A 12,981-nucleotide genomic window follows, 5' to 3' on the forward strand; every position below is an offset into this window, starting at 1 on the left:
ATCGTGCCTAGTCAGGTGCCGTTTTCTCGTTGCGGGGACAGGATTTGAACCTGTGACCTCCGGGTTATGAGCCCGGCGAGCTACCGAACTGCTCCACCCCGCGGCGACAGGTATCTACTATACGCCGGAGGGTGGAGCAGTTCAAATTAGCGTGGTGTACCGTTCACCACACGGTGGTGTGATGCTTACTCTGCCTCGGAGTTGTCCTCCTCTGCGGTGTTCTCATCCGAGTCCTCAGCATCGTCGGCGTTGGAATCCGAATCCACGCCTTCAGCCTCTAGAGCCCGGCTCAATGCGTCGTTGAGCTGGTCCTGTGCTTCGCCGTAGGCAGCCCAGTCACCATCCGCCATAGCCTCTTCTGAAGCCTGCATCGCATCCCGTGCGTCTTGCAGGGCCTTTTCTAACTGCTGTTGCGGGCTGGTTGCTTCAGGTGGCTGTGGCTGGTCGGAAGGTTCGGTTCCTTCTTCATCACCGGCTTCAGGTGGCGGAGTATCTCCGGCACCGGCCTGACCTTCCGCAGAGGTTTCAGCGCCGGAATCTCCACCGAAGATCTGGTCGAGCGCTTCAGCCAAGGTATCGGCGAAGCCAACCTCGTCACCGAAGGCCACCAGGACCTTCCGCAAGACCGGGTAGGAGGTTTCACCGGTGGACTGCACATAGACCGGCTGGACGTAGAGGATACCGTCCGCAGCAGGCAGGGTGATCATATTGCCGTTGATCACATCCGAAGCACCCTGACGGAGCAGGTTCAGCTCCTGCGACACGGTGTCATTGGAGTCGAAGTTAGCCTGGGCTTGACCGGGACCCGGTGTCGTGGTTTGACGCGGCAACTCCAGCAACTGGAGGTGACCGTAGTCCTCGGCCTTCTGGCCATCCTCGCCAGTACCGGCATCACCGTTGGCTGCCAAGAAGCCATACAGCACGTTGCGCTGTGCGGCACCTTCGGTGACCTGCGGGATGAACGGTGTGGTCAGTTGGAAGGCGGGTTCTTCCTTGCCCGGCAGCTGCATCGACATGTAATACGGCGGGATGGAAACATCCTGAGCACCCGTCTGCTGATCGTTATTCTCAGCGTTAGTCGAGATCGTGGGGTCGACCGGCACCGACCAGGCGTCGTTGTTTTCGTAGAAGTCATCCGGGTCGGTCACATGGTAGCGACCCAACAGCTCACGCTGAACCTTGAACATATCCGAGGGGTAACGCACGTGATCCATCAATTCCGCACTCATGTCAGAGTATGGCTTGATGTGACCGCCGTAGACCTTCTGCCAGGCCTGAAGCAACGGGTCCTCGGGCTCCCATGCATAGAGGTCGACCGAACCGTCATAGGCGTCCACGGTGGCCTTGACTGAGTTGCGAATGTAGTTCACCTGTCCCGATGGGTTGGTATTCGGGTTGGTGTTCAGCGAGTCGACGGTCACCGAGTCGAAGTCCTGAGAATCTGAGTACGGGAAGGCATCCGAGGTGGTGTAGGCATCGACAATCCACTTGACCCTCCCGTTCACAATGGCCGGGAACGCGTTGGAGTCAACCTCCAGGTACGGGGCAACCTTCTCCACACGATCGACTGGGTGGCGGTCGTAGAGGATCTGGGAATTCGAGGTCACGTTCTGCGAGAACATGATTTCGGTGGAACCGAAGCGGATCGCATACGATAACCGATTGAAGATATTACCCACCGAGGGGCCACCATCACCGGAGAAGGTGTAGGTAGTGTCTTCTTCCGATTCGGCATCCTGGGGACGGTCCAGTTCCTGGTCCGGATCGCCATCTTCCTTACCCACGATGGAGTACTGCGGTGAGTTCATCCCGAAGTAAATGCGTGGCTCGTAATCCTGGTCAGATGCCAGCTCACCGTCGGTGGGAATACCCGAGAGCAAGAAAGCCGGGCGTCCACCGCCTCCTACCTCCGAACTGTCCGCGGCGGTGAGGCCATACCCGTGGGTATAGGTAATGTGCTGGTTCACCCAGGAGGAGTCCGGGTTCACGTTGACCTCACGGGGTGCAATGATGGTGTCGCGCACTTCGCCGTCAACCTCATAACGGTCCACGTGCAACGTATTGGGGAACGAATAGTACGGACGGAACTGTTGCAACTGTCCGAAGGTCCGGGACAGCAGGTTTGGGTCCATCAAACGAATATTGGCCGTGGTGGCCGATTCGCCAGCCAGCGCTCCCGCGCTCGCTTCGGTCTCACCGGCATAGTTGGTGTATTCCATATCGGAGAGCCCATAGGCCTCACGGGTGTAGTTGATGTTGCGCTCAATGAACTCGCTTTCCAAGGCCCGCTCGGTCGGTTGCACCCGATACTGCTGGATCAGGTAGGGGTAGGCCACCCCGGCCACCAGAGCCGCCACAATGAACGCGGCTGCACCAATGATGCCGAACCGCCACCGACCGCGTAGCCCGGTAAGAATGAACAGCGCGATCACCAAAACGGCAGCCACAGCCAAAATGGTAGAGGTCGGAATCACCGCGTTGACATCGGTGTACATCGCACCGGCCCAGTTGCCTTCTTGGTTCTGCAAAGTGCGGTACCGATCCAGCCAGTAGTTGACACCCTGCAAGAGCATAAACAGCGACGCGAAGATCACGATGTGCCAGCGTGCGGTGCGCGAGATCTGAATACCACCGCGTTCTTGGATGGTGATCGCACCGAAGAGGTAGTGCACCACCAGTCCGACAATGCCAGCCACCAAGACCACCGACGTCGCAAAGCTGACAATCGTGCCGAGCATCGGCAGAGTGGCCATATAGAAGGTCAGATCCAGGCCGAACTCTGGATCAGTTTCACCATACGGCTCTTGGTTGAGGAACAATAGGACTTGTTGCCAGGAGTTCATCGCCGCCGCTCCGGCGAAGAAACCAATCAAGAGCGGAACACCGATGAGCACGAGCCGGCGGACCGATTCAATCTGCTTTCGAAACTGGTAGACGCCATCGCGCATCGAGGTTGCGTCCGCATCGGGGCGCTTCCGCCAGGCAAGCCACATTGCCAGCCAGGTGACGAATGCCATCACACCCCCGGCGATGACAAATAGTACACCGCGCGTCAGGTGTTCGATCCAAAACACCGAGGTGAAATCGAGCTGGCTGAACCACAGCACTTCGGTGTAGATCATCGCAAACAGTACGAACAGCGCCACCAGGGCAGCGAGAATAATGATCGTAATGATCAGCGCACCGGGACGACGTGAATTGTTCTGTTGCTGTCGGTTCGACGAGCCACCCGGTCCACCCGAAGAACCCGAGGAGGAATTGTTATTCCCCGACGAGCCACCGGATGAACCCGAGCCCGAGGAACGGCCTGAGAACAGGTCGCCAAAACTTTGCCCGAAACTCACGTTTGTTCCTTATCTGCAGGCGTTGGACGCCCGACTTGTGTCGAATGTTGGGTGATGTGTTGAGTAGTCCTGCTATCCGCAGGTGGTGACGTTTTCTGCCTCTGGTGTGTCGTGAGATTTCACGATCTCCACAGCCTGTTCCAGGCTCGACACCGAATACACGGTGATCCCGTCGGGGACCTTATCGTCAAGTTCTGGACAGTTAGCCTCTGGGGCCAGAAACACGGTGGCTCCAGAGCGTTGAGCACCATAGACTTTTTGGAGAATTCCGCCAATGGGGCCGACAGTACCATCGGGGTCGATGGTACCGGTGCCGGCAATATGGTCACCGTCGACCAGGTTCTCCTCGGTGAGTTTTTCAATAATGCCCAGCGCAAACATCATCCCCGCGCTGGCACCGCCAACATCACCGAGGGACACTTCAAAGTCGTAGGGGAAGTCGAACTCGGAATCTAAGTAGATCCCGATCTGGTAGCTACCGTCCTCAGCCTCAGTGACGGGTACGTCGATCTTGTGTTGCTCGCCGTCCCGCTCAATGGTGAGCGTCACCGGCTCCGGCGCGGAGTCGTCAACAGCATCCTTGAGTCCTTGCAGACCGGTAATGGGGTGACCGTTGGCAGCAATCACCTGATCTCCTCGACGCAACAGGTCAGTGGCCTCAGCGCCTTCTGCAAAGTCGTGGACGAACAGATGCTGGGTGTAATCGATCTCCAGATACTCCAACGCCGCAGCCATCGCCCACGACTGAGAAGTATTCATCGCCACCGTGTTGGTCTCTTGAACCTCAGAGGATGACACGTTCGAGGGATAAACTGTGGCCGAAGGAGTCAGAGAAACGTGGGGGAACATCCAGCCAAACAACACGTCGATAGCAAAAGTCGCTCCGGTGGGCGGACCTTGAACCGACACGGTTGTCATATCCAGCGCACCGTCGACGGGATAAGTCTCGGTACCCTCAATCGACAAAACCGGTTCTTCCCCCTCACCAAGATCAACGTCCCCGATGGTGTTGACGGTCGGGCCGGGGTGCTCGGCAACGTAGGACACCGGAAATACGACCCCAGCCAACAGTGCTGCAGCCAGCAGAAGACCTGAAATCCACACCATGCGGCGTCGCTTCACCTCGCGTGGCGATTCAGGGCGCACGTCGGCTGAGTCATTCACCCGCAAGGGGGTGAGATCATCCGGTGATAAAGACATGTTGTCCAAGCCTTCCTGACAGTGCGCGCTGGCGGAGAAGAGAGGTCTCCCAATCCCTTCTATTCTAGAAGAAGAAATAACATCTGTACGACAGCGTTGAGCCTCGTGACATCGGCACGAGACGCCGGTGTGCCTTCAGCGAACCTCAACGGCAACTACCGCGCGAAGCTGTCATGGTGCGACCGGAATCGGTAGTCTATAACTCATGACTACTCCCCCGGATGGACCACGGAATGACCACGGCGACGACGGTTCGGACAATAACGATCCGTTTTCCGAGATGTTGCGTCGCATGTTTGGCGAGCAGGCTCCTAACCCCGAAGAAATTCGTCGAGCCATGCAACAGATGTCCGGCCAGTCCGCGATGCCGTTGGATCCGGCCATGTTTAACCCCGCCATGATGCAACAGATGATGTCACAATTCCAGGCCATGATGTCCTCGGGTAATTCTGATGAACCGGTGAACTGGGCACTGGTACGCCAAACCGCCCGGCAGGCTGCCGCCGGCGACGACCCATCGGTGGGCACCTTCGCACGACGGGAAATCGAAGATGCCTTGCGCCTGGCGGAGCTATGGTTGGATCAGGCCACCACTATGGAATCCACCGGATATTCCGGCGTGGCGTGGTCCCGAGCCGAATGGGTCGAGAAGACTCTTGACCAGTGGAAAGAGATGACTGAGCCGGTTGCCACCTCGGTCTCACAGGCCCTGTCTCGGGCTTTGTCCGAACAGCTTCCCGGCCAGCTTCCCGAAGAGATGCGAGCTGCCATGGGCGACATCGGTCCGATGATGAAGAACATGGGTGGCACCATCTTCGGTCTGCAACTCGGCCAAGCCTTGGGCGAGCTCTCCCGCGAAGTTCTTTCGGGAACCGATTCCGGTTTCCCGGTGGCCGGCCACCGGCTGGTCATGCTTCCGGTCAACGTCGAAGAATTCGGTGATGGCCTGCAGGTTCCAGAAGATCAAATCCGAATTTATCTCGCCTTGCGGGAAGCGGCCCGAATGCGTCTGTTTGTCCATTCACCGTGGCTGGAGCGTGATTTGATGGCCGCCGTGCAACAGTACGCGGCCGGTTTAACCATTGATTTGAGCTCCATTGAAGATGCTGCCCAGTCGGTTGACCCCATGAACCCCGAGTCTATGCAAGAGGTCTTCTCCGGCCGAATGTTGGTCCCTGAACCCACCGGGACCCAGAAGGCTGCCCTGGAACAGCTGGAAACCACCTTGGCCGTCATCGAGGGTTGGGTCGATGTCGTCACCACTCAGGCAGCTCAGGCACTGGAATCAGAAGCTGCACTGCGCGAGATGATTAATCGTCGCCGTGCCACCGGTGGGCCAGCAGAACATGCTTTTGGCTCGTTGGTCGGCCTGGACCTTCGTCCTCGTCGATTGCGGGAGGCTGCTGCATTCTGGCAGAAGATTACCGACGAGAAGGGCACGGAATACCGCGATTCGATCTGGGAAGAACAGCTGTGGATTCCGACCGCTGAAGATCTTGACGATCCCGACGGATACGAAGCACGTCGCCAGGCTCAGGCCGAGCAGACCGAACAGATGGATGAGGAGCTCCGCAAGCTACTCGATGGTGGCTTCAACGACGACGGCCAAACACCGGGAAAGGATCGTTAATCCTCGTCACCGTCGTCCCCAGTCGTCCAACCCAGTTGCGGTGAGCACGCACTTGCGAAACGTCGTGCATGGCTGAAACCCTCCAGATAGGCCATCGCTTCATCCATCCGAGAATAGCGAGCAGCCATCCGGTGAAAATCTGCGTCATGCCCGCCGTGGGCTAAATGAACCAATTCGTGGACCAGCACACCGTCAATGACCCACTGAGGCATACCTTTCAGCTGGGTGGACAACCGAATCTCTCCGGTAGCCGAGGTGCACGACCCCCAGACTTTGGTCTGCCGGCTCGACCACCTGACACTCGCCGGCACAACCTCGGAATTCAACCATGTTTTGGCTAAAAACACCGCCCGGTCGTAGAGGTCCTGGTCGCTGGTTTTCATGCGGTTGTCGCGTTTTTTCTCCAGACGCTGGATCAGGTCAGCGCTGGCATGAAAGATTGCTTCCTGACTCAGCCGGCCCGGTGCAGCGATGTGCAACATTCCGTCTTCGTAAGAGGCTTGGAAGCTTCTCGTGCGCCGGAGCGAACGAATAATTCGTACGGTTCGACCGTGATACTCATAGACTTCGGCGACGCGGCCACGACCCAACCGGAAGGGACCGTCTAGGTGCCGAAAGCCGTGTAATGTTGAGGGCGAATGCTGGGTGCTGTGCTGTGGTAGTGATGTCATGGTGTCCATTCTTCGGTCACGGCAACCCTACCCCAACAAGGCGTGTTGGACTGTGGACAACAACACCTGAGCAAACCAGTTGTGGACAACCGTCTGCACGAGCTCACGGTCTTTGCGATGATGGCAGTCCGGACCCTTCCGGTCAGCCGGTACTGGCCCGAATCATCGTCGTCCCAGGAGCTACTTCATGCAAATCAACCCCGGCCTGTCTTTCGTGAAAATTTCAGCTGGCCTGGTCCAAATCGGTTCAGGTGAACGATCTCTGCAGATCTCTGGCGCCACACCGCAAATCACCGCGCTACTGGAGAAACTGCGTCGCGGAATTCCGGATGGTAGCGAACCACGTCACGGCAAACAGGCCGGGCTCAGCACTCAGGAAACCTGGCGACTGATCTCAACCCTCGACCCAGTCTTGTTGAACTCCCCGGCCGAGCCGTCCCCAGAACCAAGCACCGACTGTGACGTTGCCACGGCCACGGCCACCCTGCAGGCGGTAACCGTGGAGCCCAGCTCGCAGCATGACGCTGACGAGAAGACTTCGGTGCAGGTTTGTCCAGTTGATGCACCCACTTTGCACACTCGACGCGCTCAGTCCTCCGTGCAGATACTGGGGACTGGTCGCAGTGGGCGCGCCTTGGCACTCCTGCTTGCCAACGCCGGCGTCGCAAGGATGTGGGTGTGGGATCCCCAACCTGTCACAGTCAGTGATCTCGGCACCGGGTTCCTGCCCGAAGATCTTTCACGGTGCCGGGGTGTCGCCACCGCCGAACAGTTACGTCACCAGTTTCCTGACATCGAGATTTTGCCCCAGTCACACCCCGTCGCGCCCCAACCGTGCGGTGACCTGTCTGTCTGCATCACACGAGGCGGACTGGCCACGGAGTTTCTCGCCCAGGCCCAACGTCGAGCTCAACCAGTGCTACCAGTCACCCTTCACGACGATCGCGTCGTCATCGGCCCCTGGCTTTTGCCCCAAACCTCGCCGTGCCCTCACTGCTGGATGGCACGCGAAGCGGAGCTCGATCCCTCTTACGCGGATCGACAGCATGCGTTGCGAGCGCAAGCAGCAGGTCGTGAACCTCTAGGTTTGGCCTACGCTGTCGCTGGATTAGTGGGCATTCAAGTGCTGAATTGGATCGATGCCACACCGCTTCGAGATGTCCTGACGCTGACCGATGCCGGCGAAGTCCCCGGCGCTGTACCCGGTCAAGTACTCAGCGTCTCGGCCCGAACCGGTGCCGTATCAAGCTTCACGATCAGTGAGCATCCCCGCTGTTGTGGCGCGGTCGCCTACTCCTGACACGCAGCTAGCCATTCTGGTCTTCCTCCCTGGGGGCGGAACTGACGAGGTGGAGCACCGCATCCCCGTATTTCGACAATTTGGCATCCCCGATTCCGGGGACCTGGCGCAATGCGCTCGCTGTCTGTGGCACCTTTTCAGCGATGGCCACCAAGGTCGCGTCTGTAAACACCATCATCGCCGGCAACTTTTCTGACTTGGCGGTGGTGGAGCGCCACTCTTTGAGTGTGTCCAGAAGGTGCTGGTCATAGGTGGCTGGACAGTTTTGACAGCGGCCCAGTTTCCGGGCCACCGGTGTTTCCAGTGGCTGGCCACAGACCCGACACTGTGCCACCTGTGAGCGCCCGCGACGCTTACCGTGGAAGTCACCCGGAGAGGACCGCTGGGCCTGGTTCGATGCCGACACACCCGTGTGCGGTGAAGGAATCGTCTGCGTCGATGACGCTTGCGGGATCAGGGCCGAGAGGAACCGTGAGGGCTTGGACTTGTTGCCAGTTCTTCCGTTGCGGTGACGCGGCCAGCTGAAAAAAATTTCATTCCGTGCACGCGTAATACCCACATAGAACAGTCGTCGTTCTTCATCAATCTCGCTCTGGGTTTGAGCAAAACCAATCGGGACCATTCCCTCGGTGAGTCCGGCCAAGTAAACCGCGTCCCATTCCAATCCTTTAGCTGAGTGCAACGACGCCAAGGTCACCCCCGAAACGGTGGGCGGATGCTCATCGGTGTCTCGGTGCTGTAGTTCCTGGACCACCTGGTCGAGACTGAGCTGTGCACCGTGATCATCCAGCATTCGGCGACCCAAGGTAATTAGTGCGTCAAGGGACTCCCACTTCTGTCGCACTGCACCGGTGGCTTGGGGCGGATCAGTGCTGTATCCCAATGAGGTCAGGATCGCTTCCATCAGCTCCACCACCTGTTCGCCCCGCACCGCAGGTGAGGCCTGAGCGGCGGAGCGTAGTTGCAAGACAGCTTCCCGAACTTCAGTGCGTTGGAAGAACCCTTCGGCGCCTCGGAGCTGGTAGGGAACGCTGTGTCGGGTCAGAGCCTGTTCGAAATGCACCGATTGGGCGTTGGTACGGAACAGTACCGCAATATTTTCCGGGAGTTTTCCGTCGGTGATTTGCTGATGGATATGGCTGGCGATCTGGTCTGCTTCGGTCTGTTCATCCTCACATTCCCAAAACACCGGCGCCGGACCATTATCTCGCTGAGAGACCAACTCGAGCGGACGAGGCCAGGGAGGCATTCTTCCTCCGGCTTGTTGGCCCTGTTGGGTCCGTTGTTCCAAGAGTCGATTGGCCAAGGCCACAATGTGCGGGGTGGACCGATAATCCCGGATCAGCTCGATACGTTGAGCCTGCGGATAGGTCGTTGTGAACTCCAACAAGAACCGTGACGTGGCCCCGGTAAAAGAGTAGATGGTCTGCGAGGCATCACCCACCACGCATAATTCATGGCTGTCGCCCAGCCAGGCCTCTAGCAACCGCTGTTGGAGCGGGGAGACGTCCTGATACTCATCGACGATAAAGACCCGGTACTGACGACGTACTTCGGCTGCAATAGCTGGCTCAGATTCGAGGATCCCAACCATCAACAGCAACACATCGTGGAAGTCCATCAATCGCTGGTCGGCTTTGAGATCTTCATAGGCTTGAAAGAGCCGAGAGAACAACAACGGGTCCCACCCGCTAGGCAACGGGCGGTGACCTGCCTGATGTTGGTAAGTCTCCGGGGTGAGCATCGAGATCTTGGCCCATTCGATTTCTCCGGCAAGATCTCGGACCGTGGCTCGATCGGTACTCATCCGCAGCCGGTTAGCCGCATCAATAATCAGTCGGATCTTATGCTCTAATAGCCCAAACATTGGTCCACCAATTGCTTGGGGCCAGAAATAACTCAGCTGCTTCAACGCCGCGGCGTGAAATGTGCGTGCTTGTACTCCCCCAGCGCCTAGCACCCGGAGACGAGCTCGCATTTCCGCAGCGGCTTTGCTGGTGAAGGTCAGCGCCAACGTGTGAAACGGACTATAGGCTCCGGTGGCCACTCCGTAAGCAATCCGGTGGGTAATGGCTCGAGTTTTCCCGGTCCCGGCCCCGGCCAGAATGCACACGGGTCCGTGCAAGGCGGTGGCTGCCCGGCGTTGCTCCACGTCGAGGCCTTCAAGCATCTCCTCGGGTGAACTCACCGTGGCACCTCCTTGACTCGATAGATTGTGCAACGTCCGGCCCAACGTCGCTACGTGGCTTCAGCGGTCACCTCAGAAACGTAGCACGCTAAGGCGCTCAGTTTTGCAGTACGTGTGGGTCCGGAAGAGGCCCGCCATACCAGTGCTCGATCAGCATTCGTGCGATCGATGCGGACCCGGGTAGGTAGATCTCGCCACGCTCAGCCTGAGACCACATCTCGGCTTTGGTAAACCACGTCACCGACCGCATCTCCTTGTTATCCGCTCGAATTGTCTCCACGTTGGTGGCACGCGCCCGAAAACCTAGCATTAACGATTGCGGGAACGGCCACGGTTGCGAACCGAGATACTGTGGGTCAGCCACGTGCGCCCCGGCTTCTTCGTAGACTTCTCGGATCACCGCTGCCTCGAGGGATTCTCCGGGCTCAACGAACCCCGCCAGTGTGGAGTACCGGTTCGGGGCCCATGCCGTATTATTTCCCAGCAGTATTCTGTCATCGTCATCGGTGATGGCCACGATGATGGCCGGATCGGTGCGGGGGAAGTGCTCAATTCCTTCAGCGGGGCAGGTTTTAACCCAGCCGGATTGCTCAGTGACCAGCCGGTGTCCACAATGCGAGCAGAACCGGGTCCGGGAGTGCCAGTTGGCAATCGCCACCGCCTCCACGAAAAGGCCGGCTTCTTTGCCAGAAAGCCCCGCTGCGACTTCTCGAACCGAGAGCCATTGCACTCGCGCCGGATTAACCTCCGCCCCATCCCAGCGGTGCGGGTTGAGTAACTGTGGTGCAGTATCTTTTGACCCGGAAGGCACCAGGACAATGTCGTTGGGGCTGATCCCGTCTAGGTCCTCGGGGGACAGGTCTACTACTCGTTCACCGCGTCCCAGATAGACCGCTTCTTCTGGAAGCGGGCCTTGGGGGTGGTCGAACACGAGTGCGCCCCGATAGACCGGAACCTGACGGGCGTGAAGTCTGAGGACTTTGGTTTCAGGAGCTGACCAGAGGGTTGGCAACCAGGCAGGGTCCTCCCGTTGCAGGCACCCTCGGTCCAGGTCTTCACGAGCTAGTGGCAAAGCACCAAGAGGAGGGAAAGTCTGCTGATTGCTCATGGTTTCTACGGTACTGGAAACGCGCTCGCTTCTGGGGAGTCATTCCTCAGGGCATAACGGTGCGTCGCTGAACGCTGGCTGAGTATTCCAGCCAAATTGTGGACTCGCCAAATCACAAGCGGGCCGGTAAAGGTGGATATTCAGTAGGCTGGATGCTGTGAAACGCACACCCATGGAACTCGCCGCCCTCGCCTCCGCAGCTATGCCGGGACTAGATATTGTGGGTGTAGCTTCCACCGGCGAACAATCCCCAGAGTTCGACAATGCCCTGGTGACCGACCGAGATAACACCATCTGGCGGGTCCGCTCGCCGCGCACTGACCAAGCCGGCATGAGGTTGGAAACCGAATTGGAGGTGCTGTCTGGTTTTACTCCCACGATTCGGGCGAAGTTACCTTTCCGCGTGCCTTCTGTTGCCGGAGCTGTGCAACTGGATCGTCGTCGAACTTTTGTCTATCACCAGATCCCCGGCGAGGAACTGGACCTCGACACCATTGTCTGCCTGCCCGATATCGTTCGGGATGACCTCGGACGGATCACCGCAGCAATCCACGAATTACCACGTTCGGTTGTGGAAATTGCCGATCTGCCGGTGTATACCGCTGAGGAACATAGAACCCGTCGTCTCAACGAATTGGACCAAGTCGCGCTGACCGGAAAAATCCCCTCGATACTCTTGCGACGGTGGGAAAATGCTCTGGAAGAAACCCAAATGTGGGGGTTCACTCCCACGGTTGTTCACGGAGATCTGCACGAAGAACACTTGTTGTTCGACCGTGGTCGAGCAGTGGGTTTGATCGGCTGGACTGACCTTCATATTGGGGATCCTGCGGTCGATTTTTCCTGGTTAGCTTCAGTCGAGGATCCAGTCTTCGGTGAACAGATCATCGATGCCTATTACCGATATCTGGGCGCTGCCGCCGATGAGCGGGATTTCCACCTGATGCGACGGGCATCATTGAGCGCTGAATTTGCTCTGGCCCAATGGCTGATGCGTGGCATCAACAGTCATGATCAGCGTATGATCGATGATGCCGTGTCGATGCTGGACGATTTGGCCGCCGACGTTGCAGAAACCGGTGGCCAGGACGTGGGCTCGGAGCTGTCAAAGCCTCATCACTCCTCGGTCGCGGCGCCCGATGAAACTAATCCGGCACATTCCATGGCCAAAGCGGACGACGGCACCTCTGCTGAACAGGTCCAGCAGGTCAACGAGCCAGAAGAGGTCACTGCCCCTATCAGCACCATCAACGCTAACCTCAACGCTGAGGATGGTGCCGTGGTGACCGACGCCGATGTCGATGCTGACGACGATGACGCGACCGAAGACGAGAATCCAGTCCGAGATGATCCCAAAGCATCTGAGGCCTCGCCACCGGAAGCAGACAACGCAGACGACGGTGATCAGGTCGATGACGATGCCGGCGTTGTCACCGAACCGGTGTCGTTAGACGCCATTCGTCAGATGACAGAGGACCGCGAGTCAGACTCCGCGTCGCAGGCCGAGGATTCATCATCTCGCAACTAGTCCTCCTCCGTC

At 58.4% G+C, this 12,981-nt stretch carries 8 protein-coding genes and 1 tRNA gene; 3 read left to right on the top strand and 6 right to left on the bottom strand.

Going from position 1 to position 12,981, the window contains the following annotated elements; genetic code table 11:
* Window positions 1–29: 29 nt before the first annotated feature.
* From DYI20_RS01405 to DYI20_RS01415, 3 genes are all read right to left on the bottom strand, one after another.
* A tRNA-Met gene (locus DYI20_RS01405) sits at window positions 30–103 on the bottom strand.
* Window positions 104–185: 82 nt separating this feature from the next.
* Complete coding sequence (locus DYI20_RS01410; RefSeq protein ID WP_334228145.1) at window positions 186–3,344, bottom strand: UPF0182 family membrane protein; 3,159 nt, start codon at window positions 3,342–3,344, stop codon at window positions 186–188.
* A gap of 72 nt (window positions 3,345–3,416) precedes the next feature.
* Window positions 3,417–4,544 (bottom strand): YlbL family protein, encoded by a 1,128-nt coding sequence (locus DYI20_RS01415; protein ID WP_110098580.1) that lies wholly within the window; start codon window positions 4,542–4,544, stop codon window positions 3,417–3,419.
* Between the two features lie 205 nt (window positions 4,545–4,749).
* Here DYI20_RS01415 and DYI20_RS01420 point away from each other — a divergent pair, with 205 nt between their 5' ends.
* Window positions 4,750–6,174, top strand: coding sequence for a zinc-dependent metalloprotease (locus tag DYI20_RS01420; RefSeq protein ID WP_110100236.1), 1,425 nt, complete (start codon window positions 4,750–4,752; stop codon window positions 6,172–6,174).
* Here the strand turns inward: DYI20_RS01420 and DYI20_RS01425 are convergent.
* Window positions 6,171–6,845: a SprT-like domain-containing protein gene (locus DYI20_RS01425; RefSeq protein ID WP_158278510.1), complete on the bottom strand. Its 675-nt coding sequence runs from the start codon at window positions 6,843–6,845 to the stop codon at window positions 6,171–6,173. The genes DYI20_RS01420 and DYI20_RS01425 overlap by 4 nt on opposite strands.
* A 187-nt stretch (window positions 6,846–7,032) precedes the next feature.
* On the opposite strand from DYI20_RS01425, the gene DYI20_RS01430 reads away from it, so the two are divergent.
* The gene (locus DYI20_RS01430) at window positions 7,033–8,145 is read left to right on the top strand and encodes a ThiF family adenylyltransferase (RefSeq protein WP_110098577.1); all 1,113 of its coding nucleotides are present in this window, start codon (window positions 7,033–7,035) and stop codon (window positions 8,143–8,145) included.
* Between the two features lie 7 nt (window positions 8,146–8,152).
* Here the strand turns inward: DYI20_RS01430 and DYI20_RS01435 are convergent, their stop codons facing one another.
* Together DYI20_RS01435 and nudC are read right to left on the bottom strand one after the other, a co-directional pair.
* Window positions 8,153–10,333, bottom strand: a complete 2,181-nt coding sequence (locus DYI20_RS01435; protein WP_110100234.1) for an ATP-dependent DNA helicase UvrD2 — start codon at window positions 10,331–10,333, stop codon at window positions 8,153–8,155.
* A 97-nt stretch (window positions 10,334–10,430) separates the two neighbouring features.
* Complete coding sequence (nudC, locus tag DYI20_RS01440) at window positions 10,431–11,441, bottom strand: NAD(+) diphosphatase (RefSeq protein WP_110098575.1); 1,011 nt, start codon at window positions 11,439–11,441, stop codon at window positions 10,431–10,433.
* 157 nt (window positions 11,442–11,598) lie between these two features.
* Here nudC and DYI20_RS01445 point away from each other — a divergent pair, with 157 nt between their 5' ends.
* Window positions 11,599–12,969 (top strand): phosphotransferase, encoded by a 1,371-nt coding sequence (locus tag DYI20_RS01445; RefSeq protein WP_146206391.1) that lies wholly within the window; start codon window positions 11,599–11,601, stop codon window positions 12,967–12,969.
* Window positions 12,970–12,981 lie beyond the last annotated feature (12 nt).

Source organism: Auritidibacter ignavus (assembly GCF_003703835.1).
Taxonomy (GTDB): Bacteria; Actinomycetota; Actinomycetes; order Actinomycetales; family Micrococcaceae; genus Auritidibacter; species Auritidibacter ignavus.

Excerpts from the sequence above, each read along its gene's own strand:
- DYI20_RS01425 (WP_158278510.1), bottom strand. The coding sequence starts at position 6,845 with ATGACATCACTACCACAGCACAGCACCCAGCATTCGCCCTCAACATTA.
- DYI20_RS01420 (WP_110100236.1), top strand. The coding sequence starts at position 4,750 with ATGACTACTCCCCCGGATGGACCACGGAATGACCACGGCGACGACGGT.
- nudC (WP_110098575.1), bottom strand. The coding sequence starts at position 11,441 with ATGAGCAATCAGCAGACTTTCCCTCCTCTTGGTGCTTTGCCACTAGCT.
- DYI20_RS01430 (WP_110098577.1), top strand. The coding sequence starts at position 7,033 with ATGCAAATCAACCCCGGCCTGTCTTTCGTGAAAATTTCAGCTGGCCTG.
- DYI20_RS01415 (WP_110098580.1), bottom strand. The coding sequence starts at position 4,544 with ATGTCTTTATCACCGGATGATCTCACCCCCTTGCGGGTGAATGACTCA.